The organism is Chelativorans multitrophicus, assembly GCF_011317445.1.
GTDB classification, from domain to species: Bacteria; Pseudomonadota; Alphaproteobacteria; order Rhizobiales; family Rhizobiaceae; genus Chelativorans; species Chelativorans multitrophicus.
Genome location: NZ_JAAAPL010000004.1, coordinates 64,349 through 88,854, shown reverse-complemented (window position 1 = coordinate 88,854; position 24,506 = coordinate 64,349). Strand labels below are relative to the sequence as shown.

General features: G+C 60.3%; 23 protein-coding genes. 7 read left to right on the top strand and 16 right to left on the bottom strand.

The window, feature by feature from the left end:
- Positions 1-145: 145 nt before the first annotated feature.
- Positions 146-1,351, top strand: coding sequence for a CmlA/FloR family chloramphenicol efflux MFS transporter (cml, locus tag GNP00_RS18535; RefSeq protein ID WP_011583252.1), 1,206 nt, complete (start codon positions 146-148; stop codon positions 1,349-1,351).
- Positions 1,352-1,471: 120 nt separating this feature from the next.
- Here cml and GNP00_RS18530 read toward each other — a convergent pair whose 3' ends face one another.
- Entirely contained in the window at positions 1,472-2,473 is a 1,002-nt protein-coding gene (locus tag GNP00_RS18530) for a 2-hydroxyacid dehydrogenase (protein ID WP_011583251.1), read from the bottom strand.
- Between the two features lie 216 nt (positions 2,474-2,689).
- Here GNP00_RS18530 and GNP00_RS18525 point away from each other — a divergent pair, with 216 nt between their 5' ends.
- Entirely contained in the window at positions 2,690-3,247 is a 558-nt protein-coding gene (locus GNP00_RS18525) for an SH3 domain-containing protein (protein WP_011583250.1), read from the top strand.
- 241 nt (positions 3,248-3,488) lie between these two features.
- The gene (locus tag GNP00_RS18520; protein WP_011583249.1) at positions 3,489-3,662 is read left to right on the top strand and encodes a hypothetical protein; all 174 of its coding nucleotides are present in this window, start codon (positions 3,489-3,491) and stop codon (positions 3,660-3,662) included.
- An 84-nt stretch (positions 3,663-3,746) separates the two neighbouring features.
- On the opposite strand, the gene irrA is transcribed toward GNP00_RS18520, so the two are convergent.
- Entirely contained in the window at positions 3,747-4,187 is a 441-nt protein-coding gene (gene irrA, locus GNP00_RS18515) for an iron response transcriptional regulator IrrA (RefSeq protein WP_166016203.1), read from the bottom strand.
- Positions 4,188-4,454: 267 nt separating this feature from the next.
- Between irrA and fabA the strand changes: the two genes are divergently transcribed.
- From fabA to fabI, 3 genes are read left to right on the top strand one after another with little or no spacing between them, the layout of a single operon-like run.
- Positions 4,455-4,967, top strand: a complete 513-nt coding sequence (gene fabA, locus GNP00_RS18510; RefSeq protein WP_011583247.1) for a 3-hydroxyacyl-[acyl-carrier-protein] dehydratase FabA — start codon at positions 4,455-4,457, stop codon at positions 4,965-4,967.
- Positions 4,968-5,014: 47 nt separating this feature from the next.
- A complete protein-coding gene (gene fabB / locus GNP00_RS18505) occupies positions 5,015-6,235 on the top strand; it encodes a beta-ketoacyl-ACP synthase I (RefSeq protein WP_166016201.1) in 1,221 nt (406 codons plus the stop codon).
- 7 nt (positions 6,236-6,242) lie between these two features.
- Positions 6,243-7,091, top strand: coding sequence for an enoyl-ACP reductase FabI (gene fabI / locus GNP00_RS18500; RefSeq protein ID WP_011583245.1), 849 nt, complete (start codon positions 6,243-6,245; stop codon positions 7,089-7,091).
- Between the two features lie 28 nt (positions 7,092-7,119).
- On the opposite strand, the gene GNP00_RS18495 is transcribed toward fabI, so the two are convergent.
- The 10 genes from GNP00_RS18495 to rimP form a co-directional block, all read right to left on the bottom strand.
- The gene (locus GNP00_RS18495; protein ID WP_011583244.1) at positions 7,120-8,130 is read right to left on the bottom strand and encodes a class I SAM-dependent methyltransferase; all 1,011 of its coding nucleotides are present in this window, start codon (positions 8,128-8,130) and stop codon (positions 7,120-7,122) included.
- Positions 8,131-8,213: 83 nt separating this feature from the next.
- Positions 8,214-10,361, bottom strand: a complete 2,148-nt coding sequence (pnp, locus tag GNP00_RS18490; protein WP_011583243.1) for a polyribonucleotide nucleotidyltransferase — start codon at positions 10,359-10,361, stop codon at positions 8,214-8,216.
- A gap of 252 nt (positions 10,362-10,613) precedes the next feature.
- On the bottom strand, positions 10,614-10,883 hold the full coding sequence (rpsO, locus tag GNP00_RS18485; RefSeq protein WP_011583242.1) for a 30S ribosomal protein S15: 270 nt from the start codon (positions 10,881-10,883) through the stop codon (positions 10,614-10,616).
- A gap of 142 nt (positions 10,884-11,025) precedes the next feature.
- A complete protein-coding gene (locus tag GNP00_RS18480) occupies positions 11,026-12,765 on the bottom strand; it encodes a sensor histidine kinase (RefSeq protein ID WP_011583241.1) in 1,740 nt (579 codons plus the stop codon).
- A 70-nt stretch (positions 12,766-12,835) separates the two neighbouring features.
- Complete coding sequence (gene truB / locus GNP00_RS18475; protein ID WP_011583240.1) at positions 12,836-13,774, bottom strand: tRNA pseudouridine(55) synthase TruB; 939 nt, start codon at positions 13,772-13,774, stop codon at positions 12,836-12,838.
- 32 nt (positions 13,775-13,806) lie between these two features.
- Positions 13,807-14,208, bottom strand: coding sequence for a 30S ribosome-binding factor RbfA (gene rbfA / locus GNP00_RS18470; protein ID WP_011583239.1), 402 nt, complete (start codon positions 14,206-14,208; stop codon positions 13,807-13,809).
- A 120-nt stretch (positions 14,209-14,328) separates the two neighbouring features.
- Positions 14,329-16,899, bottom strand: a complete 2,571-nt coding sequence (infB, locus tag GNP00_RS18465; RefSeq protein ID WP_011583238.1) for a translation initiation factor IF-2 — start codon at positions 16,897-16,899, stop codon at positions 14,329-14,331.
- Positions 16,896-17,531, bottom strand: coding sequence for an RNA-binding protein (locus tag GNP00_RS18460; protein ID WP_011583237.1), 636 nt, complete (start codon positions 17,529-17,531; stop codon positions 16,896-16,898). The genes infB and GNP00_RS18460 overlap by 4 nt, the downstream gene beginning before the upstream one ends.
- A 38-nt stretch (positions 17,532-17,569) precedes the next feature.
- Entirely contained in the window at positions 17,570-19,174 is a 1,605-nt protein-coding gene (gene nusA, locus GNP00_RS18455) for a transcription termination factor NusA (RefSeq protein WP_011583236.1), read from the bottom strand.
- A gap of 2 nt (positions 19,175-19,176) precedes the next feature.
- The gene (rimP, locus tag GNP00_RS18450) at positions 19,177-19,839 is read right to left on the bottom strand and encodes a ribosome maturation factor RimP (protein ID WP_011583235.1); all 663 of its coding nucleotides are present in this window, start codon (positions 19,837-19,839) and stop codon (positions 19,177-19,179) included.
- A 241-nt stretch (positions 19,840-20,080) separates the two neighbouring features.
- Here rimP and GNP00_RS18445 point away from each other — a divergent pair, with 241 nt between their 5' ends.
- The gene (locus GNP00_RS18445) at positions 20,081-20,245 is read left to right on the top strand and encodes a hypothetical protein (protein ID WP_166016200.1); all 165 of its coding nucleotides are present in this window, start codon (positions 20,081-20,083) and stop codon (positions 20,243-20,245) included.
- A 78-nt stretch (positions 20,246-20,323) separates the two neighbouring features.
- Here the strand turns inward: GNP00_RS18445 and trmB are convergent, their stop codons facing one another.
- The 4 genes from trmB to GNP00_RS18425 all read right to left on the bottom strand — a co-directional run bounded on the left by trmB (position 20,324) and on the right by GNP00_RS18425 (position 24,506).
- Positions 20,324-21,022 carry a tRNA (guanine(46)-N(7))-methyltransferase TrmB gene (gene trmB, locus GNP00_RS18440; RefSeq protein ID WP_011583233.1) on the bottom strand — a complete coding sequence of 233 codons (699 nt, stop codon included), beginning with the start codon at positions 21,020-21,022 and terminating at the stop codon, positions 20,324-20,326.
- Positions 21,023-21,031: 9 nt separating this feature from the next.
- Entirely contained in the window at positions 21,032-22,342 is a 1,311-nt protein-coding gene (gene metK / locus GNP00_RS18435) for a methionine adenosyltransferase (protein ID WP_198139758.1), read from the bottom strand.
- Between the two features lie 62 nt (positions 22,343-22,404).
- A complete protein-coding gene (locus GNP00_RS18430) occupies positions 22,405-22,827 on the bottom strand; it encodes a helix-turn-helix domain-containing protein (protein ID WP_011583231.1) in 423 nt (140 codons plus the stop codon).
- 617 nt (positions 22,828-23,444) lie between these two features.
- Positions 23,445-24,506 (bottom strand): hemolysin family protein, encoded by a 1,062-nt coding sequence (locus GNP00_RS18425; RefSeq protein ID WP_011583230.1) that lies wholly within the window; start codon positions 24,504-24,506, stop codon positions 23,445-23,447.

The window sequence follows — 24,506 nt, the reverse complement described above, 5'->3', positions numbered from 1 at the left end:
TCGCACCTGATGGAACCAAAAGCCTCAGACCGATAAGCCGCAGCAACGTGCTTTCGTTGTTGCGGCCGTCTGCCCGGTTCCAATACCTGTCACCTGACAGCGCAGACCGCCGCCGAACATCATTCATTCGAGCGGATGCTTTGTCATGTCCAGAAATATCCGGCTGTGGACCTACAGCCTGCCTGTCGCATTGATGCTGCTGGCACCCTTCAACATCCTTGCCTCGCTTGGCATGGACATTTACCTGCCTGCCATTCCCGCAATGCCAGGAATCCTCGGCACCACACCCAATGTGGTGCAACTAACGCTCACCCTCTACATGATTATGCTCGGGGTAGGACAGATCCTCTTCGGGCCTCTTTCGGACCGTCTCGGCCGCAGGCCCGTCCTGATCGGCGGGGCGATCCTCTTCGCCACTGCTTCCTTTGCTCTTGCGGCCACATCCTCGGCCGGGCTGTTCCTGCTTCTCCGGTTGGCTCAGGCCACGGGCGCGGCTGCGGTGCTGGTTGCCCTTTTCGCCACCATCCGCGACGTCTATGCCGAGCGTCCAGAAAGCGCCGTCATATACAGCCTCATGAATGCCATGCTGGCATTCGTGCCTGCGGTCGGTCCCATCGCCGGCGCGCTGATCATGGGGATCTGGGGATGGCGCGCCATCTTCCTTGCGCTGGGCATTCCGGCGCTCATCGTGCTCACCCTCATGCTTCCCGCCTGGCACGAGACCCGGCAGGCGAAGGGAGGACAGGATAGCGCGGGTTTTAGGCCGGTGCTCAGAAGCCCAGCCTTTTGGACCTATACCATCGGCTTCGGAACTGCCATGGGCACATTCTTCGTGTTCTTCTCTACCGCCCCTCGCGTTCTGATCGATGGAGCAGGCTTTTCCGAGCTCGATTTCAGCTTCGCTTTTGCAAGCGTGGCCATCGCCATGATTATTACCACGCGGTTCGCCAAGAGCTTCGTGGCGCGATGGGGAATTCCGGGCACCCTGATGCGCGGCATGGTGATGTTGATCCTGGGGGCGTTCCTGCTCGCGATCGGCCAGTTGTTCCTCGCCCCGTCCTTTTGGTCCCTTGTCGTGCCCATGTGGCTGATTGCGATCGGCATCGTCTTTACGACCGCCGTCACCGCTAATGGCGCATTGCAGGAGTTCGGAGAAACTGCGGGAATGGCGGTCGCCCTGCATTTCTGTATCCAGAGCCTCCTTGTCGGCATTGTCGGCACGGGATTTGTGATCATGCTGGATGGCAGCACCGCATGGCCTCTGATCACCAACGCGGCCGGCATGGCGGCGGTCACTTTGATCGCGCTCTTTTGGCTCGGCGGCCGCAATTTGCATCCGCAAACCGCGTGATGCCAACGCCTGAGCGGTCCTGATCGCGGCCGCTCAGGCAGCCCCGCACATTGGCTGGAGGTCTCGTCTGACGATGCTTCTGTTGCGGCTGCCAAGGTCGCAGTTCGGCGCCAAGGGGCTTCAGAGCTTCCGCGGCAGCACGCGATCCGGCGGGCGATGACCGTCGAAGAAGGCGCGAATATTGATGATCACCTTCTCGCCCATGTCGATGCGGCCCTCGATGGTGGCCGATCCCATATGCGGAAGGATCACAACCTTGCCGATCTCGGAGAGCTTGAGGAGCCTTCTGCTCACCGCCGGCTCGTGCGCGAACACATCAAGCCCGGCGCCGGCAAGCTTGCCCTCCTCGATCATGCGGATCAGCGCTTCTTCGTCGACGATCTCGCCGCGCGCGGTGTTCACAAGATAGGAGGAGGGTTGCATCAGCGCGAGCCTGCGTGCCGAGAGCAGGTGGTAAGTCGCCGGAGTGGACGGGCAATTCACCGAAATGATATCCATGCGGGCCAGCATCTGGTCGAGACTGTCCCAGTAGGTCGCTTCCAGCTCGTCCTCGATCATCGGCGCCACGCGGCGGCGATTGTGATAATGGATCGATAGGCCGAACGCCTTCGCCCGGCGCGCCACCGCCGTACCGATACGGCCCATGCCGACTATGCCCAGCCGCTTCCCCCAAATCCGCCGGCCGAGCATCCAGGTGGGCGACCAGCCGGCCCACTTTCCCCCCTGCTTCAGCATTTCCGCGCCTTCGACCAGCCGCCGCGGGACAGCAAGCATCAGCGCCATCGTCATGTCGGCCGTGTCCTCATTGAGGACGTTGGGCGTGTTGGTGACGGTAATCCCCCGCTCCGCCGCGGCGGTGACATCGATATGCTCGACGCCGTTCCCGTAATTGGCGATCAGCTTCAGCCGCTCGCCAGCCTGCGCAAGAAGAGCCGCATCGATGCGATCGGTGATCGTGGGAACCAGCACATCGGCTTCCTTCACTGCGGCCACCAGCTCGGGCTGGGTCATTGGACCGTCATCGATGTTCAGGCGCGCGTCGAAAAGTTCCCGCATGCGGGTCTCGACCTGGTCCGGCAGTTTTCGGGTGATCACGACGAGAGGTTTTTTTCGCCCGGTCATTCTCTTTCCTGCTCCCCGCGTTGAGACACCGTTAACCAAGACGAGGGAAACTGAAAAGTGCTGCCCTGCTTCGATGTCTCAGCCCGATGTCTAACAAGCAGGCGCGAGGAAGACAAAGAAAAAGACCGTAATGCGTTGCGTGGGTCCCAAGCCAACATCGCCGGCAGTGATGCCCTGCTGCCTTCGGCGGCAGGTTCTGGGACAAGGGAGTAAAAAATGTTTAAGGTTTTGAAAAAAACGAGGCTGCTTTCACTCGTTCTCGCCACCGCGTTGACAGCATTTCCGGCCATCTCCCAGGACCAGGCTCAGGTGGGAGCGGCATTGAAAAGGGGGCCAAGCGGCCTTCCCCTGCCACGTTTCGTCAGCCTCAAATCAGGCCGGGTGAATATGCGCGTCGGGCCCGGCACCCAATATGCCGTGATGTGGCTTTATCTTAAGCCTGGGCTGCCTGTTGAGATCATTCAGGAATACGACAACTGGCGCCGCGTGCGTGACGCCGATGGAACGGAAGGCTGGATTAACCAGGCGCTTCTTTCGGGGCAGCGCACGGCCGTTGTGGCGCCTTGGTTTAAAGGCAAGGAAAACGCGGCGGTACCCCTTGTTGCCAAGCCTGAAGAGGGCGCACGCGAGGTCGCCAAGGTGGAACCTGGTCTCGTTGGCGAGGTGGCCATGTGCAATGGCAGCTGGTGCCGTATCAACTTTGCCGGGCACGAAGGCTGGATGGACCAGGGCGCGATCTGGGGTGTCTATCCCGGAGAGGCGATTAAGGAGTAGCTCCGGCCTTGCGGAAGAGATTGCCGTCCCGAGCGCAGATGATTCGCTTGCTTCTCGCCGGATGCGAAGTACTTTTACAAAAAAATATGGGTGAATTTAAAAATTCACCGACGCGCCTCAAGCAAAAAAGCGCAAATTTCGGTCATTCTGTGCCCAATTCTCGCATTTTGTTTCGCAGCAAGCAGACTTGCGGCTATTAAGGATGGCACCTGTCCAGGGAGGACAGGGTAGGAGAGGGAAAATGCAACTCAGTGCACCGACCACCGTGGTCTTTCTTATCGCTTTGATTCTGGCCATCGTCTCGCTGTTGCCGGTGCTCGGCATCACGCTCGGCGGAATTGGCGCTTACAGCTACTGGATCCTGTTCGTGGGGTTTGTCGTGCTGTTGCTTGGCAATCTGATGAAGGGTCTGTAAACCCGACCGCAAAAGAGTGGCCGGCCATCACAACTGGCCGGCCGTTACAGCAGGAATGGATTGTGATCCGCCAATCTACCTAGATCAGCGCAGAGGCTTGGCCTTCGGGCGCAGGCGAACAAGGATGTCGACATGGGATATCTCCATGTTCTCCGGCGGCTCTGGTAGGTTCGACACGGTGACAGGCCCTTCCGGGATATCGACCAGCCGGTTCTCCCCTTCCACGAAGAAATGATGGTGATCCGAGGTGTTGGTATCGAAGTAGGTCTTCGACCCTTCCACCGGCAGGATTCGCAGCATCCCCACCTCGGTGAACTGATGCAGCGTGTTATAGACCGTCGCGAGCGACACCCTCACGCCCGCGCTAACGGCTTCCTCGTGAAGTTCCTCTGCTGAAACATGGCGATTGCCAGGCGCGAACAGAAGCCCGGCCAGAGCCACGCGCTGCCGCGTCGGACGCAGCCCAGCTGCCCGGACACGGCTTTTCCAAGTCCATCTGTCGCACTTCCCAGCAGCTGCGGTCAAGGAAGTCTTTCCTGTCGCTAGCGAATTCGAAAGCGGCAAGGCCGCATATAGCTTCCCGACATATATTCCGACCGGTTGCCGCGATCAATAGCGGCATGCATTCTCTACCATTCCGGGCTGATCATCGACGGGATAATCGCGTTCGGCGGTTTCCCACGGGAAAAAAGCTGTGATAGGAGAGTTTCCAAAATGCGGTGCCGTATCGGCAACGATGTGAATGGTTAGACGCCGGCCGGAAGAACCGGTCGCCAGTGAGAATGGGAATTCATGGCGCAGACGAAATCCAGCTACGATTACGAGGACCTTCTGGCCTGCGCCCGAGGCGAATTGTTCGGCCCGGGCAACGCACAGCTTCCGGCGCCGCCGATGTTGATGTTCGACCGCATCACTGAGGTGAGCGCAGAAGGCGGTGAATTCGGAAAAGGGTTCATCCGTGCCGAACTTGATATCAAGCCGGATCTTTGGTTCTTTCCATGCCACTTTATCGGCGACCCGGTGATGCCGGGCTGCCTCGGTCTTGATGCGCTTTGGCAAATGACCGGCTTTTTTCTCGGCTGGCTGGGCGAGCCGGGCAAAGGACGCGCCATTTCCACGGGCGAAGTCAAGTTCAGCGGCATGGTCACACCCGCTGTGAAAACCGTCGAGTATGGCGTCGATCTGAAGCGCGTGATGCGCGGGCGCCTTGTGCTCGGCATCGGCGATGGATGGTTGAAGGCCGACGGGGAAACCATATACAGGGCTTCTGACCTGCGTGTCGGCCTTTTCAAGCAGGAAAGCTAGGCTGCCGCCATCCTAAACATCAGCCTTGAAGCCCTAAGGAGAGCCATATGAGACGCGTCGTAGTCACCGGCCTCGGCATCGTTTCCTCCATTGGCAATAACGCCCAGGAAGTCACGGCATCGCTGCGCGAAGCCAAATCGGGCATCAGTTTCTCGCCAGATTTCGCCGAGCACGGCTTTCGCTGCCAGGTTTGGGGAGCGCCTAGCCTCGATCCGACAGATCTTGTGGATCGCCGCGCGATGCGTTTTCTGTCCAAGGGCGGCGCCTGGAATCATGTGGCCATGGAACAGGCAATCGCCGACTCCGGGCTCGAAGAGCAGGACATCACCCACGAGCGCACCGGCATCATAATGGGTTCCGGCGGCCCTTCGACGCGTATTATCGTGGAAGCCGCCGACACCACGCGCGAGAAAGGCAGCCCGAAACGCATCGGTCCCTTCGCCGTGCCCAAAGCAATGTCCTCGACGGCTTCGGCAACGCTTGCAACCTGGTTCAAAATCCACGGCGTGAATTACTCGATCTCCTCTGCCTGCTCCACATCCGCGCATTGCATCGGCAACGCCTACGAGCTGATCCAGTGGGGCAAGCAGGACATGATCTTCGCCGGAGGCCACGAGGATCTCGACTGGACGATGTCGAACCTCTTCGACGCCATGGGCGCGATGTCCTCCAAACATAACGACACGCCCTCCACGGCATCCCGCGCTTACGATGTAACGCGGGACGGCTTTGTGATTGCTGGCGGCGCCGGCGTCCTCGTGCTTGAAGAACTTGAGCACGCCAAGGCGCGCGGCGCGAAGATCTATGCCGAAATCGTAGGCTATGGCGCCACTTCAGACGGGTACGACATGGTTGCGCTTTCCGGCGAGGGTGCCGTCCGCTGCATGCGCCAGGCGCTTTCCACCGTCAAAGGGAAGGTGGACTACATCAATACGCATGGCACCTCGACGCCGGTCGGGGATTCCGGCGAGATCGGCGCAGTACGCCAAGTGTTCGGGAACGAGATCCCACCCATTTCCTCGACCAAATCGCTGACAGGTCATTCCCTGGGAGCGGCGGGTGCGCAGGAATCCATCTACTCGATCCTGATGATGCAGGAAGGCTTCATCGGAGAGAGCGCGCATATTAGCGAGCTAGACCCTGAATTCGAAGGGGTTCCCATCGTGCGCAAGCGCATCGACAACGCAAAGATAGACACCGTTCTGTCGAACTCGTTCGGCTTCGGCGGCACCAATGCGACGCTGGTGTTTCAGCGATACGCGGGCTGAGGGGATGATGGAATCTCTTATGAAGGGGAAGCGCGGCGTCATCATGGGCGTCGCGAACGATCATTCGATCGCCTGGGGCATTGCAAAGAAACTCGCCGAGCAAGGGGCGCAGCTCGCATTTACCTATCAGGGGGATGCTTTCGGGCGCCGCGTGAAGCCACTGGCCGATCAGTTGGGAGCAAAGCTGCTTCTGCCCTGCGACGTCGAAGACAGCGCCTCGATTGATGGCGTTTTCGAGACCCTTGCGTCGGAATGGGGCTCGCTCGATTTCCTCGTGCATGCCATCGGTTTTTCCGACCGCAACGAGCTGAAAGGCCTTTACGCCAACACCACGCGGGAAAACTTCATCCGCACGATGGTTATCTCCTGCTATTCCTTCACCGAAGTCAGCCGCAAGGCGGCGGCAATGATGGACAATGGCGGGAGCCTCCTCACCCTTACCTATGCCGGATCCGTCCGCGTGATGCCCAATTACAACGTGATGGGCGTTGCCAAGGCCGGCCTTGAAGCGAGTGTGCGCTATCTTGCCAATGATTACGGCCCGCGCGGAATCCGCGTGAACGCGATTTCTGCCGGCCCGGTGCGGACGCTTGCAGGCGCTGGAATTTCCGACGCGCGGCATATGTTCACCTACCAGCAACGCAACTCACCACTGCGCCGCACCGTCACGATAGACGAGATCGGCGGGTCAGCGCTCTATCTGCTGTCGGAACTTTCCTCGGGCGTAACGGGGGAAATCCACTATGTGGATTCGGGCTACAATATCGTTTCCATGCCGGTGCTTGAGGAACTGAAGCGCTCAGGCGAAGCCTCCGAAAAGGCCCAAGCCGAGGGCGACGTCCCGAAAGCGAAATAGCGGGCGCAACCGTCCAACGGACAGCGGGCTATTTCCGTCCCCACAGCACCTTATAGCTTTCGTCGCGGGCGATTTCGCCCTGCTGGCGGAAGGCGTTTTCCATTATGCGCTCGTAGGGCAGGCCGCGATTGGCAACGAGGAAAAGCCTGCCGCCAGGGTTGAGAGCCTTTGCTGCCGCCCCGATCATGCCTCGGCCGATCTCCGGCTCGGCCGCGCGGCCACGATGAAAAGGCGGATTCATGAGGATCACGTCATAGCGATGCGGGACAGGCTCGTTTAGAAGGTCGTGCCAGAAATAGCGGCAATTCACGCCGGGAGCCTGCTCAGCCAGATTCCGTCTGGCCGACTCCAGGGAAGGAAGATGGGCTTCATAGAGATCGGTCGCCATAATCGAGAAACGCTCGACAAGCCGTAGCGAAAGAAATCCCCAGCCGGCCGCGAAGTCTGCAACCTTGCCGGAAATGTCGGGCGGCAGATTGTCAATGAGGAAACGGGAGCCCGGATCGGCCAAGCCTTCCGAAAACCCTCCGACAGCAGTTTCATAGCCCTCGGGCGTAATGCCTGCGGGTCCGGATAGGACTGAGAGGACATCCGCTTCCAGCCGCTCGGGACGGCGAAGCCAAAAGGCGAGGCCATGAAATTTTGAGATCGCGTTTTCCAGCGGAAGACGCTCAGCGACTTGTTTTCGAAGGCTTTGCGCACCGTCTTTTTTCATGCCCGCGGCAAGAATGATCCCGCCGGGATGAACGGATCTGAGCGCCTCAGCCAGCCGCGCTTCGTTCTCCCGCCTATTCCGGCCGAGGAGAAGCAGCGCCGCATCATAGCCGTTCCGTTTCACTTCCGCGCTGACGGCAAAGCCGGCCTTCTCCAGGGCGAGGAAATCAGGGCGAAAGTCCACCACCACATCAACTTCGGCGGCGGTTTCAGGCAGGCGCAGGCCAGCAGATGCGCCGAGAACGAGCAGGCGCGCGCCTGCGCCCGGCAAATCGAGAATGCCGCGCTCGAATGGATAGAGGAGTGTTGGCAGAGCTTCGTGCATCGGTGCTGCTCACCGCAGGCCAGAAACAGGAACGGGCGCAGCAATAGCGGCGCCCGCTGGAAGATAACACAGTGAAAGAGAGATCAGCCTTCGGCTTCCTGCTTCTCTTCCTTCTTCTCCTGTACGATTTCCTTACCGGTCTCCTGATCGACGACCTTCATGGAAAGGCGCACCTTCCCGCGCTCGTCAAATCCCATGAGCTTGACGAAGACCTTGTCGCCTTCCTTCACCACATCCGTGGTCTTCTGGACGCGCTCGGGCGCCAGTTGCGAAATGTGGACCAGGCCATCCCGAGGACCGAAGAAGTTCACGAATGCGCCGAAATCGGCTGTCTTTACGACCGTGCCCTCATAGATCTCTCCCACCTCCGGTTCGGCGACAATGGAATGAATCCACTTGCGAGCCGCCTCGATCTCCTTGCCATTGCTGGAGGCGATCTTCACCGTGCCGTCGTCCTCGATATTGATCTTGGCGCCGGTCTTCTCAACGATCTCGCGGATCACCTTCCCGCCAGTGCCGATCACGTCACGGATCTTGTCGGTCGGGATGTGCATGACCTCGATGCGCGGAGCGAACTCACCAAGCTCGCCGCGGCTTTCCGAGAGCGCGTTGGCCATTTCGCCCAGAATATGCAAACGGCCATCCTTTGCCTGCTCCAGGGCGACTTTCATGATCTCTTCGGTGATGCCGGTGATCTTGATGTCCATCTGCAGCGAGGTGACGCCTTCGGCGGTGCCTGCCACTTTGAAGTCCATATCGCCAAGATGATCCTCGTCACCGAGAATGTCGGACAACACGGCAAAGCGGTCGTCTTCCTTGATGAGGCCCATCGCGATGCCAGCCACCGGCTTGGCAAGCGGCACTCCCGCGTCCATCAGAGCCAGCGAGGTGCCGCAGACAGTGGCCATTGAGGAAGAGCCGTTCGACTCGGTGATCTCGGACACAACGCGGATCGTGTAGGGGAACTGCTCCGGTGCCGGGAGCAGCGGGTGCACCGCGCGCCAGGCGAGCTTGCCGTGGCCGATCTCACGCCGACCCGGAGAGCCCATGCGGCCGGTCTCACCCACCGAATAGGGCGGGAAGTTGTAGTGCAGCATGAAGGTTTCCTTGACGGTACCTGTCAGGGAATCGACATATTGCTCGTCCTCGCCGGTACCCAAGGTCGCGACCACAAGGGCCTGCGTCTCCCCGCGGGTGAAGACGGCAGAGCCGTGCGTACGGGGCAGTACGCCCACTTCCGCGACGATCGGGCGAACGCTCCTCAAATCGCGGCCGTCAATACGGGAGCCGGTGTCGAGGATGTTCCAGCGCACGATCTTTGCCTGGAGCGCCTTGAAGACCGTGGCCACCTGCTCAGGCGTCCACTTGTATGCCTCGGCACCTTCCGGAAGGAAAGCTTCCTTCACCTTTGCCTTGGCAGCATTCACGGCATCGTAGCGAGCTTGCTTGTTGGTGATCTTGTACGCGTCACGCAGGTCAGCCTCGACCACCTTCAGCATCTCGGCCTCAAGCGCGGAAAGATCCTCAGGCAGGAATTCGCGGGGCTCTTTCGCCGCGACTTCGGCGAGCTTGATAATGGCGTCGATGACCGGCTGGAAATTCCTGTGCCCGAACATCACGGCGCCGAGCATCACGTCCTCGGGCAGCTCGTGAGCTTCCGACTCCACCATCAGCACCGCATCGCTAGTGCCCGCCACGACGAGGTCCAGCTTGGTCTCCGCCATTTCGTCGAGGTGCGGGTTAAGAATGTACTCGCCGCCGACATAGCCAACGCGAGCAGCCCCTACCGGCCCCATGAAGGGAACACCCGAAAGCGTCAGCGCGGCCGAAGCGGCAACCATGGACAGGATGTCCGGATCGTTCTCCAGGTCGTGCTGGAGAACGGTGATGATCACCTGGGTGTCGTTTTTGTAGCCTTCGACGAAGAGCGGACGGATCGGACGATCGATGAGGCGGGAGACCAGCGTCTCCTTCTCGCTCGGACGCCCCTCACGCTTGAAATAACCGCCAGGGATCTTGCCGGCCGCGAAGGTCTTTTCCTGATAATTCACGGTGAGCGGGAAGAAATCGATCCCGGGTTTCGGCTCCTTGGCCGAGACGACGGTGGCCAGCACGACAGTTTCGCCGTAGGTCGCGAGAACCGCACCGTCGGCCTGGCGGGCGATCTTGCCCGTTTCCAGGATGAGCGGCCGCCCACCCCATTCAATTTCCACTTTATGATGATTGAACATGTCTTGTCCTTAACGCTTGAAAGCAAGACATAGCAGTCTCACTTCATTTCTCTTTCATTTTAGGACGAGCCACGGGCAAGACAACGTGAAGCTTGGTTCCAAGCCGCCTGGCGGCTCACAAGCATCCCGCAATCCTGCCCCATGACCTGTCCGTCGGCGGCCTCAGGCCACTTGCCCAGAGCCGGATGGCACCTGTCCTTACAGGGCCAATAAACTGGGGCGGGTTCCCCCGAGGAGAACCCGCCTCCAGAACTAACGACGCAGCCCGAGCTTTTCGATCAACGCCTGGTAGCGAGCCTCGTCCTTCCGCTTGACATAGTCGAGCAGACGACGGCGCTGCGAGACGAGTTTGAGGAGACCACGACGGGAATGGTTATCCTTCTGGTGCTCCTTGAAATGCTCGGTCAGGTTCTTGATGCGCTCGGTGAGGAGGGCGACCTGGACTTCCGGCGAACCGGTGTCAGCATTGGCAGTCGCGAATTCCTTCAAAAGCTCCTGCTTGCGCTCGGCAGTAATCGACATCGGGGTCCTTTCATTAACTAGAGGAATAAGCCGCCCACAGCCGGGATGTCGTCCAGCAAGGGCCATTTTCCACAGGGCGCTAAAGGCGCTGTGATGCGGCGCATATAAGGCATAATCCGAATGATTGCCAGCTAAAAGGCGATCAGAAGGGCGAGGCGGGTTGCGTCCGCTCGGGTGCGAGGCGCTTCAACGGGATGCGAAAAATGCATTCGAGGCCGTCGCGATGAAACGTACGCGATATCTCCGCGTCAAGCGTGCCCCCCAACATGCGCTCGATGATCTCCGTGCCGAAACCGCGCCGCATCGACCGCCGCCGCAGCAGCGTGAGATGTTCGCGCCAGGTGAGAACCAGCACCTCTCCGTCGATTGTCCAGGTGACCGACAATCGGCCCGTCCGCGCACCGAAAGCACCATATTTGGCGGCATTCGTCGCCAGCTCGTGCACGGCAAGGCCGATGGTTTGCGCCGCCTGATTGGAAAGACGGAAAGGAGGGCCCGAAATATCGAGCCGCTTCATATCCTCGGGCCGGAAGGGCTCGATTTGCGCCATCAGCAATTCGCGCAGCTCCACACCGGTGGCGCCGCCTGCGATGAGAAGATCTGTCGAACGCGCAAGGCCATAAAGGCGCTTCTGGAACGAATCGAGGAAGACCGGCAGGGAGCGCGAACTGCGGGCCGTCTGCTTTGCCATTGATGAGACCACGGTGAGCTGATTTTTAGCCCGGTGAGCCACCTCGCGCATGAGAAGCCGGATCTCATTTTCCGCGGTTTTCCGATCGGTTGCCGCCTCCGAAAGCGCCGCGGAAACCGTTGCCACCTCGGCGATTGGATAGCGCACGGCATCCACCGCCTGTCCGGCGCCCAATCTTCGTGCATCATAGGCGAGGCGGCGGATGGACCGGGCAATTTGCCGCCCGATCAGCCAGGCCGCCAGCGTTCCGATGGCTATGATCACCAGACTGCTGCTGAACAGCGATCGCAAAGCGCGTCGCGTTGGCTCCTCGACGGCCGCCGTTGGCGCCCAGACGACCACTTTCCAGCCGCTATAGGCCGACTCATCCACGATCGCCACGTAGGATTGCGAGTCGACACTTTCGGAAATGCGACCGGTCTGCGGTTCACGGCCGTTATGGACATCGAGGAAGAATGGCTTGCCAATGCTGGACGACATGAAGGAGGAGGCAATTACTATCCCCTCCCGGTCAAGCAACGAGGCATTCCACCCGCCGCGCAGCATTTCCTGTGAAAGCGTGTCGGCCATAGTCTCTGCATTGCGCGTCAGCACCAGCAGAAGCGGCGGCTGGTTCTCGCGCAGGATCGGCAAGATGACATTGAAGACCCACTTTTGCGAAACCTGGCCGAAGAAAACGCCGGAGACCACAGCAGCGCGGGTCTGAAGGGCCTGCTTTGCCGAGGCGGGATTTGCGGTTGGTCCAAGCGAGGCGCCGAACGGGACACGTGTGTTCAGAAGTTGCCTGAGATTTCCGTCAAGCACGATGAGATAGGACCCGGTTCCCGCGAGCGCCATCCTCGAGCGCTCATAAAAGTCGTGCAGGTTGCCGGTTGTGAGTGAGCGCGTGGTCGACAGCACCCTGAGCGTGGTCACCATGCCGCTTAGTTCCCTATCCACGGCCTCTGCTATGGAGCCGGCCATAGCTTCCGCCAATGTCTCGACCACCGCGCGCTGCGCCGCGTCGTTACGCTGCAGAAGCACCGCCGAGATGGCAAGCGCCGGGACAATGGTGACCAGGATCAGCAAAAAAAGATAAAAGCCGATCGATTTCGGGCCTGTCAGCCGCGCGCGCAGCTTCTGCCTGAACCCGTGCTTTGCATCAGGGCGATTAACGCTGGTGTCCACGTCGCCCACACCTTGCCGATCCAACCCGCATCTCTCCTTCAATGCGAAACTAGGGCAAGCGTTGCAACATAAAGCTTAAGGACCTCGTTCCCCGTTAGAGCCCAAAAACCCTTTTCGGCTTGAACATGCCGGCCTCCACCATGCCGATCGCGATCAAACGGCCGCGCAGGCTGGCCCAAGCTTCCGGCGCCTGTACCGGAGCGTCCCGGCCGCGCACGATCACCGGATTCCCAAGCCGGATACGGCCTGCCGCATCATCGCCCAGGACGATTTCGGGTAATCCGTCGAGGGCCGCTTCCGTATCGAGAAGATAGGAGTCCAGGGCAGAAAATCGATCGCTTTCCGTTTCCGCATCGGCTGCGGCGCCTTCCAAATCCTTCAGCGGCACCAATTGTTGCGTCTCGAATGGGTAGACTTCTGTGCGCCGGAGATCGGCGACATGCCCGAAACAGCCTAGATCGCGGCCCATATCGCGGGCGAGCGAGCGGACATAGGTCCCCTTGCCGCATTCCACTTCGAACACGGCCTTTTTCGGTTCGGGAATCGAAATGAGATCGAGCCGCCCGATCTCCACCTCGCGCGCTGCAATTTCCACCACCTCGCCTTCTCGCGCCAGATCATAGGCGCGTTCCCCACCGATCTTCACGGCGGAGAATTGGGGCGGCGTTTGCATGATCAGCCCCGTGTACCGCGGCAGGAGCGCTCGTATGTCCTCTTCCACAGGCACCTTGTCACAGGACTTTGTCACCGGTCCCTCAAGATCGTCCGTCGAGCGTTCCTCACCCCAAGCGACCGTGAACCGGTAGACCTTCGCCCCTTCCATGACATAGGGAACGGTCTTCGTGGCCTCGCCAAGAGCGATGGGCAACATGCCGGAGGCGAGCGGGTCCAATGTGCCGGCATGTCCAGCCTTCTGTGCGCCGAACAGCCATTTCACCTTGGAGACAGCCTCCGTGGAACCAAGCCCGGCCGGCTTGTCCAGCACCAGCCAGCCCGAGACGGCTCGGCCCTTTTTCTTTCCGCGACGCGCCATATGGCAGTCCTTCTGTGGTCGGGTTTTGTCCGTCAGCCGTTGTCGTCTTCGTCGTCGGCATCACCAAGATCCCGCGCCACCTCCGGAGAGCGCAGAATCCGGTCGATCTTCTCGAAATTCTCGTAACTTGTATCGAGGTGAAAACGAAATTCCGGCATATACTTCATCTGCCGCAGCGCTGGGCTCACCCGACCACGGATATAACGCGCGTGGCGGTTAAGCGCTGCGATGATGGCTTCCTTGTCGCCGCTCAGAGGCGAGACAAATACTGTCGCAATCTTCAAATCCGGCGACATGCGGACCTCGGAAACGGAAATCACGGCGCCTTCAAGGGCCGGATCACGCATATCCTCGCGTTGGAGCACGTCCGAGAGCGCGTGGCGAGCCTGCTCGCCGACGCGAAGCTGCCGTTGGGAAGGGGCGGAACTGGGCATGGCAATCAATCGTCAAGCTTCGGGCGGAAAACCTGTTTCCCACCGTCAATTTTGGCCCTGTTTGCCATAGGCAAAAGTGCGGCCGCGAAACCGGCGGCCAAGAAGCCGCCGGCAAATTGCTTATAGCGTGCGGGTCACATGCTCGACGCGGAAAGCCTCGATCACATCGCCAACGCGGATGTCCTCGTAGTTTTCGAAGGCCATGCCGCATTCCTGGCCCGCGGGAACTTCTGAAACTTCGTCCTTGAAGCGCTTCAGCGTCTTTAGCTTGCCCTCGTGAATCACCACGTTGTCGCGGATGAGGCGGACGCCCGCGCCGCGCTCGACCTTGCCTTCGGTGACACGGCAACCGGCCACCTTGCCAACCTTGGTGATGTTGAAAACCTCCAGAATCTCGGCGTTGCCGAGGAAGGTTTCACGCCGCTCGGGCGAGAGCAGGCCGGACATAGCCGCTTTGATATCATCCACGAGGTCGTAGATGATGTTGTAATAGCGGATCTCGATTCCCGCCTGCTCGGCTGCATCCCGCGCCTGCTTGTTGGCGCGCACATTGAAGCCGATGATGGCGGCATCGGATGTCTCCGCAAGCGAAATGTCGCTTTCGGTGATGGCGCCGGCCCCCGAATGGACGATACGTGCGCGCACCTCTTCGGTGCCGAGCTTCTCGAGAGCGTTGACGATCGCCTCGATCGAGCCCTGCACGTCGCCCTTGATGATGAGCGGAAACTCTTTCATACCGCTCGATTGGAGCTGCGACATCATCTGCTCCAGCGAGCCGCGCTGGCCGGCCTGACGGGCAACGGCCTTCTCGCGCGCCTTGCGCTGACGATATTCGGAAATCTCGCGAGCCCTCGCCTCGGTATCCACGACCGCAAAGCGGTCACCCGCTTGCGGCGGACCCTGCAAGCCCAGAACCTCCACCGGGGTCGATGGCGGCGCAACCTTTACTGCCTCCCCGCGCTCATTCACGAGCGCACGGACGCGACCCCATTCACTGCCGGCCACGATCACATCGCCCGGCTTCAGCGTGCCGGCCTGGACAAGCACAGTCGCCACGGAGCCGCGGCCGCGATCCAGCTTGGCCTCCACAACGACACCTTCGGCCGTGCGATCTGGATTGGCCTTGAGTTCGAGTATTTCCGCCTGGAGCAGAATAGCCTCGAGCAACTTGTCCAGATTGGTGCCTTTGATTGCGGACACCTCGACATCCAGGACATCGCCGCCCATGGATTCCACGAAAACCTCGTGCTGGAGAAGTTCCGTGCGCACCTTCTGCGGGTTGGCATCCGGTTTGTCGATCTTGTTGATGGCCACGATGATCGGGACACCGGCTGCCTTGGCGTGGTTGATGGATTCCACCGTCTGCGGCATCACGCTATCATCAGCCGCCACCACAAGGATGGCGATATCCGTTGCCTGCGCGCCGCGGGCGCGCATGGCAGTGAATGCCGCGTGGCCGGGCGTGTCGATGAAGGTGATCGTGTTCCCGTCCTGCTCCACCTGGTAGGCGCCGATATGCTGTGTGATGCCGCCGGCTTCACCAGCCACGACATTGGCCTTGCGGATCGCATCGAGCAGCGAGGTCTTGCCATGATCAACATGGCCCATGATGGTGACCACGGGCGGACGCGGCTTCAGGTCCTCGGGTCTGTCCTCGATATTGAAAAGTCCTTCCTCAACGTCGGATTCCGCCACGCGCTTGGCCGTATGGCCGAATTCGACCGCCACCAGTTCGGCAGTGTCCGCGTCGATCACGTCGCCGGGCTTCATGATCTGGCCCTGCTTCATGAAATATTTGACGACATCCACGGCCCGTTCGGCCATGCGCTGGGCAAGCTCCTGGATCGTGATCGTCTCCGGAATGACGACCTCGCGCGAGACCTTCTCGCGCTGCTCCTGCTGCATGGCGCGCTTGAATTTTTCCTGCCTGCGCCGCATGGAGGAGAGGGAACGGCTGCGCGTAGACTCCTCGTCGGAAAGGGCGGAATTGAGCGTGAGCTTGCCGCGCCGGCGTTCCTCTTCGCCGCGAGGTTTGACGGGGCGAACAGGCGCTTCCGGCTTTACCGCTCCGCGCTTGGCGAGGCCGCCACGGCCGCCGCGCTCTTCTTCCTCTTCCACGGCCTCCGCCACCACGGCGGGTGTCTCGACCACGGGTGTCCGGCGCTTGGCTTCTTCCTCAGCACGTTTGCGGGCTTCCGCCTCTGCCTTGAGACGAGCTTCCTCCTCCGCCTGGCGGCGTGCGGATTCCTCTCGCTCGCGCTGACGGCGCTCGTCCTCTTCGGCACGACGCCTGGCCTCTTCCTCGGCGCGCTTGCGCTCCTCGGTCTCGCGCAGTTTCGCATCCTGCAGAGCACGACGGCGCGCTTCTATCTCATCGGCCGAAAGCTCGTTAAGCACGACGCCTGAGCGCGATTGCTGCGGTTGAGGCCGGGGCGTCTCGCGCGGCTGAGGGGCAGGCGCGGGCGCTGGCGACGGCGCAGGAGCCTTCGGGCGCATTGGCGCCACCGGCTCCACCCGCTCATCGGACCTGGAGAATTTGCGTTTCTTGGTTTCGACGACGACCGCCTTCGTCCGTCCATGGGAGAAGTTTTGACGCACTGTACCCTGCTCTACGCCGGGCCGTTTAATCGTCAGCGTCTTTTTTGTATTGACGCTCAGCGTCTTGTCGTCACCGGTCTTCGTATCAGTCATTCCATATCCTCTGCGGCATCCGCCGCGCTCGACACTTCCCGGTCCGGGACAATGCCTCGATATCGAGCAAGCGCGTCGATGCGCCTCAGCGCTGCCTCGCCCGGCCCCCGGTCGAGCACGGCAGCATGTATCACATTTGTCGCCCCCAATGCCAAACTCATTTCGGCCTCCGAAAAGAGTTTATATGCCGGCACCATTGGGCCACCGACATGGGCTATCGATTTTCGCGCGTTCGCGATCTTGCGTACGCCGTCCTGTGAAGCCTCGCTGGCGTGCAGCACGGCCAAAGCACTGCCGCTGCGCACTCCGGCTTCCACCTTCGCCGCCCCCAATGCCACGGCTCCGGCCTTGCGCGCAAGACCAAGAGCGCCGAGAGCAGCGCTTGCCAGCAAAGATTCGACCATTTCGGCCAAACCGGGCGGAACTTTCACCGGCGCTTTCAGGGCGCGGGCGAAAAGATTTTTCGCGGCCGCCCTCTCGACCAGAACCCGCTCAGCGCCAACCCAGCAGCCGCGACCAGGCAGCTTGCGTTTCAAATCCGGAACGACCGTGCCGTCCGGACCCGCGACAAACCGGATCAGCCGATCCGGCTGCTGCGTTTCCCGCGTGACGATACATGTGCGGTCGTTCATCGCGTTTCACAAGACCCTTGAGCGAGCGAACCTGCATATCAGCCTTCCATCGGCTGGGTTTCCTCGGTTTCTTCCTCGGCTTCCGACTGCAGGTCATCTTCGCTGATCCAGCCCATCTTCAGACGAGCTGCGACCACCATCTGTTCCGCCTCGGCGCGGCTGAGGTCGAGATCTGAAAAGACGCCCGGGAAGAACTTGTTCTCACCGTCCTTGCGCTCCCTCCAGCCTACGAGGTCGTCAACCGCATAGCCCGCGAAATCCTCTATGGTTTTTACGCCGTCCTCGCCGAGCTTGACCATCATTGCAGTGGTCATGCCAGGAATTTCGCGCAGATCGTCGGAGACACCGAGTTCTCTGCGCTTGGCATCCCGTTCAGCCTCGATGCGCTCGAGATATTCCCGGGCACGCGCCTGAATCTCCTCGGCCGTATCCTCGTCGAAGCCGTCGATAGAAGAGATTTCGTCCGCGTCCACATAGGCGATTTCCTCGACGCTGGTGAACCCTTCGGACGCCAGCACCTGGCCGACCATTTCATCGACGTTGAGAGCGTCCATAAAGAGGTTCGAGCGTTCGGTGAACTCTTTCTGCCGGCGCTGAGACTCCTCTTCCTCCGTCAGGATGTCGATGTCCCAGCCGGTGAGCTGGGAGGCAAGCCGCACGTTCTGGCCGCGACGTCCAATGGCAAGGGAAAGCTGGTCGTCGGGAACAACCACCTCGATGCGCTCGGCGTCTTCGTCGAGCACGACTTTCGAGACTTCCGCCGGCTGAAGCGCATTGACGATGAAGCTCGCCGCGTTCTCGTTCCAGGGAATGATGTCGATCTTCTCCCCCTGGAGCTCGGCCACCACGGCCTGAACCCTGGACCCGCGCATACCCACGCAGGCGCCGACCGGGTCGATCGAGGAATCGTGGCTGATCACCGCAATCTTGGCGCGGCTGCCCGGATCGCGGGCCACCGATTTGATCTCGATGATCCCGTCATAAATCTCCGGCACCTCCATGGTGAAGAGCTTCGCCATGAATTGCGGATGGGTGCGGGAAAGAAAGATCTGCGGGCCCCGCTGCTCGCGACGCACGTCATAGACATAGGCACGAACGCGATCGCCATATTTGAAAGACTCGCGCGGGATCAATTCGTCACGGCGGATAATGCCCTCGCCGCGGCCAAGATCCACAATCACGTTCCCATATTCCACGCGCTTGACCGTGCCGTTGACGATCTCGCCTACGCGATCCTTATATTCCTCATACTGCCGGTCGCGCTCGGCCTCGCGCACTTTCTGAACGATCACCTGTTTGGCCGACTGCGCAGCGATACGGCCGAAATCCATCGGCGGAAGCTGCTCCGCGATAAAATCGCCAGCCTGCGCATCCGGATTGCGCGTGCGCGCGTCTACAATGGAAATCTGCCGTGCGGGTTCTTCCACATTCTCGACAACTTCCATCAGCCTTTGCAGCTTCATCTCGCCCGTTTGAGCGTTGATGTCCGCGCGGATGTTGGTTTCCTGGCCATAGCGCGAGCGAGCGGCCTTCTGGATAGCATCCGCCATCGCCTGAATTACGATCGTCTTGTCGATCGATTTCTCGCGAGCCACCGCATCAGCGATCTGCAAGAGCTCCAGCCTGTTTGCACTGACAGCCATGTTCATTCTCCTTCACTTGCGGAGCGGGCCGGACCCTCTCTCGCCGAATCCGGTTGTTCCTCGCCTGCGGTGCCGTCGTCCCCGACGCCGCCCTTTTCACCACGGCGGCGAGCCTTCTTGCGCTGCCGCCTTTCTTCCTTGTCCTTCTTCAGCGCCTCGCGAATAAGCGCGTCCGTCAACACCAGCTTCGCATCGCTGATTGCATCGAGCGGAATCTCCGCAAGCGGCGCTTCGCCCTCGGCGACCTTGTCCCGTTCAATCGTCAGCGTTTCACCTGTGCAGCCGACGATTTGACCTCGGAACCGCTTGCGCCCGTCGACCATCACCGATGTCTCGACCTTGGCCAGATGACCCAGCGCCGCCTGAAAATCGCTCAGGCGCACCAACGGCCGGTCAATTCCGGGAGAGGAGATCTCCAGCTGATAGGCGCTATCAATCGGATCCTCAACGTCCAGCGCCGGCGAAACCGCCCGACTGACCTCCTCGCAATCGTCGACAGTCATGGTCCCGTCGGGACGTTCAGCCATGATCTGCAGCGTCAGCCCGTCCTGAGCAGAAAGGCGCACCCGCACCAGCCTGTACCCGAGCGCATCGAGCACCGGCATGACAATGGCCGCAACGCGGGCGGCAGCGCCGGTTTCTCGAATGATGCGATCGTCCTGCATAGGTTACAAGCCTCTGGCGGTCAGCGGTAACAAAAAAGAGCGGGACCGGAAGGACCCACTCTTCGTCATAGTGACCAAGAATTTCTCCTCGATATAGCTAAGACGGCGGCGGTATTCAAGCGCGGGTAAGCAGGCATCATTGTTGCAATGCACAAAAACGCATGGGTGCGTTGCACAAAAGGCCCTAGCTCGCGGTCTTCGGCCATCTTATTTCCTCGGCAGACAATGGCTGGAGACTAAAATGCGTAAGCGCACCTTTATCAGCGGAATTAGCAGCTTTTTCGGGATGGTCGACAGCGCCATGAGAGTGTCGAATGCCGTCCGCAACCGGGCACAGCCCAGGTCGGCCGATCTTGTCAGGCTTGGCATCGATCCCGATCGCTTCCGGGAGATCACGTTGCTCTAGAGCATCCCGGCACGCCGGAATTGGGTAGAACCTTAGGGTTTGGCTCAGCTCAGCGTTTCTTCTAGTCGCTGAAACGATCTAGACGCGGACAAATGTCAGGTAAGCGGGATGCCGGCCTTCGCGCATGGCTTTCGCCTCGTAGCGCGTTCCCGGCCATCCCTCATACGGGTGCCGCCAGTCTTCCGCGCTTTTCGCGACCCACCTGAAGTCCGGATGGGCACGGCAAGCGAGCAGCGTCCAGTTGACATAACCCTCTATGTCTGAGGCGAAGCGGAACTGCCCGTCCACGCACAATACACGGGCAAAGCGGTCAAGATTGGCCTTATTGACGAAGCGCCTCTTCCAGTGGCGCTTTTTCGGCCAGGGATCCGGATAAAAAAGATCGATTCGCGAGATCGCGCTGTCCGGCAGCCAATCAAGAAGCTTCGTTGCATCATCATCATAAAGACGCAAATTGGGCGGCGCCTCTCCTTCGAGCGCGGCGACCAGCTTGGCCATACCGTTGACGAACGGCTCCACGCCGATGAAACCGACATCAGGATGACGCCGGATTTCATTGAGCAGGTGCTCGCCTCCGCCGAAACCGATTTCAAGCCGTATTTCACGCAGTGGCTTGCCAAACAGGCTGTCGAGCGCGGCTGGAGCCGGGGAACTCAGATCGAGTTTGAGGCGGGGAAGCAGCTTCTCGACCGCGGCCGTTTGCTGCGAACGCAAGCGCTTTCCGCGCCTGCGTCCGAAGAATGCTTCTGTAGATCGTTCGGGATGGCGTTCGGCCATTAGCTTTGCCTATGCGGCGGCAGCCATGGCCTGTTTTAACGCCTTCACCAGATCCAGACGCTCCCATGAGAAAGAGCCGTCACGCCCACCAGGCTTGCGGCCGAAGTGACCATAGGCCGAGGTTTTCGCATAGATCGGCTTGTTGAGATCGAGATGGCGGCGAATACCGGAAGGCGACAAATCCATGACTTGGCGGATGGCGAGTTCCACCTCCTCCTCCGAAACGCGCCCTGTGCCGTGCAGATCCACATAAATGGACAGCGGCTGTGCCACGCCGATCGCATAGGAGAGCTGGATCGTGCAGCGATCGGCAAGCCCAGCGGCCACCACATTCTTCGCAAGATAGCGCGCAGCATAGGCCGCCGAGCGGTCAACCTTGGTCGTGTCCTTGCCTGAGAAGGCGCCGCCGCCGTGAGGGGCTGCCCCGCCATAGGTGTCGACGATGATCTTACGGCCGGTAAGACCCGCATCGCCATCCGGTCCTCCGATGACGAATTTGCCGGTAGGGTTGATGTACCAACGGCAGTCGTCGGCGATCGTCAGGCCGCCATCCGCCAGCGCCTTGCGTATGTAAGGCTCGACCACCTGGCGGACCTTCTTGCTGTCCCAATTCGGGTCGAGATGCTGGGTGGAAAGCACGATCTCGGTCACCGCGGCAGGTTTGCCGTCCACATATCGGACGGTCACCTGGCTTTTGGCATCGGGGCCGAGTTTCGCCACATCGCCCTGGCCCTCCTTGCGGGCTTCCGCAAGCGTGTGCAGAATGCGATGGGAATAATAGATCGGCGCCGGCATGAGATCGGGCGTTTCACGGCAGGCATAGCCGAACATGATGCCCTGGTCGCCGGCTCCTTCCTCGCCCTGCCGATCCGCGGCGCTGTCGACGCCCTGGCCGATATCGGGCGACTGGGCATGAAGCAGCACATCGATTTTCACCGTCTTCCAGTGAAACCCGTCCTGCTCATATCCGATGGCGCGTATCGCGCGGCGCGCTGCCGCACGAAACTTTGAAGGATTGATCGCAGGATGCCCGCGGCTATCCTTGAGAATATCGCCTTCCTTGTCTCGCTTGAGGAGGCTGTCGGGGACGCGCACCTCGCCTGCGATGACGACCCGGTTGGTGGTGGCAAGCGTTTCGCAGGCCACGCGCACCTTCCAGGGATCCATGCCTTCCTTCTTTGCTTCGCGATAGACCAGATCGACGATCTCGTCCGAAATCCGGTCGCAGACCTTGTCCGGATGGCCTTCGGAAACAGATTCACTTGTAAAGAGATAGCTTCTGCGCGCCACGGGTAACCCCTCTGAGAAAAGCCGGCGCATAATACCGGCAACTGGCAGCATCTAGTTAGCCACCGCCAGTGAGCCGGTCAAGAAAACTTGATTTAATCCGGTGCGGTACCGTCGGTCGCAAGAGCCTTGACAAGATCGAGAACCCGACGGCGAACCTTCGGATCCGTAATCCTGACAAAGGCGCGATTGAGCTGAATGCCTTCCGAGCTGCTCAGGAAATCACCCACATAAGGTGTTCCCTCCTCGGCAAGTCCAGCAACTGGGTCCCCGTCCTCGTTTGGAGCGCCTTCAAAGAAAAAAGAAACCGGCGCATTAAGAATGGAGGCGATCGCCTGTAGCCGGCTCGCTCCTACGCGGTTTGTTCCTTTTTCGTATTTCTGAATTTGCTGGAATGTAATGCCCAGGCTTTCGCCCAGCTTTTCTTGGCTGATTCCCAGCATGTTCCTGCGGAGTCTGATTCTACTACCGACATGAACATCAATTGGGTTCGGCCTCTTCTTATCGTTGGTATTCATTCAATCCCTCGCCGCTCGGGATAACTGACACAGGAACCGACGAGGTTCACGCCCCCCTCAGCCGGGTCTCCGGCATTGCGCGAATAGTCGGCATTTGCATATGCGTAAGCTACTTAGCCGATGTCAATTCGACGGCTGAACCTGCCACGCTTATGCTTAACGTTACAGGCAATATCCTAAACTATCAAAAATGTAAGGCCTTGGGTTAGGTTTTTCCCAACTTTGGCCCCGCCAGAAAACTGAAGACTACGGCGAACTATAGGCGGCCCCCTCCGGCTCCGCCGGAGCTTTTTCTACACATGGCGTAACAATGAGTAACTAAGAAGGGTGTTAGTAGCACTTGCGCCACAAGGGCAATAGGAGCCCCGGCGGATGGCTGAGCGCGAAACGCAAACTCATCGAGCCGAGTCGGAATAGCGTATCGCCGACGTGATCAACATTTTTTAACAAGCGTTATACACGTCGACGGATCCGCCACCCGCGCCCAGTGTGACTGATCGAGCATTGGCGCAAGCGACGAGCCTACCCGGCAGTATCTGCGTGGTCGTGCGGCAATCTGCCGCAAGAACAACATGCCGTTTTGACGAGTGCAAGACTTCGGAGTTGGAGGCCGGCGCCTACTCGACCGAACTCTCCGGCGCCTTGAGAATACGGCGACGCCGCTCCGCGGTGCGCCCTTGTATGATGCGCACCCGCTTCACCCTGCGCGGATCCGCGTCGAGAACATGGAATTCGAAACCGGGGACAGCTTGAACGACCTCGCCACGGGCAGGAACACGGCCCAATATGTTGAAGATCATGCCGCCGATCGTGTCGACATCCTCCGCATGCTCACCCGGCCTGAAGCTTTCGCCGATGGCTTGAGCCACTTCGTCAATCTCAGCGCGCGCGTCGACCACGAAGATGCCGTCTCCGGTCTTCTCGATCATCGGCTCGTCTTCGTCATGCTCGTCTTCGATATCGCCGATGACCATCTCGACGATGTCCTCCAAAGACACGAGTCCGTCGGTGCCGCCATACTCATCGATCACGAGAGCCATCTGTATTCGCGCCGCCTGCATGCGGGCCATCAGGTCCGACGCAAGCATGGAAGGCGGCACGAAGAGCAGCGGCCGTACGATTTCGAGCTCGCCCACGGTCCGGTCGAGATCCACATTGCCAAGCAACAGCGACGGGTTCGCAGGAAGCACTTTGCGGCCGCGCCCGTTTTTCTGCCGCGCTGTCCGGATCAGATGGGCCACGACGTCACGGATGTGCACCATACCGCGCGGATCATCCAGGGTCTCCACATAGACCGGCATGCGCGAGTGTGCGCCACGCTCGAACTGGTTAAGAAGATCGCCAAGTGTGGTGGACATCTCCACCGCCTCGATATCTGCGCGAGGCACCATCACGTCCTCTACGCGAAGTTCGCGCAGACGGAGAATGTTGTTGAGCATTGCCCGCTCGCCCACGGTGAGCGGTGCAGCGTCGGTTGTGTGCTGGGCGAGAGCTTCAGCCAGCTCATTTTGCAGCGTCGAGCCATTGCGCGAGCGGAAGAAGCCTGCAATGCGCTGAAACAGCGATAAGCGGCTTTCCAGGCGTTGCGGAGGCCTACTCGGGCCCTCTTCCCCCTCCTCGGGGGGAGCAGCCGCACTCTCCGGCGTTCCGCCGGGGGCGATTATAGAAGCTTCAGTCAT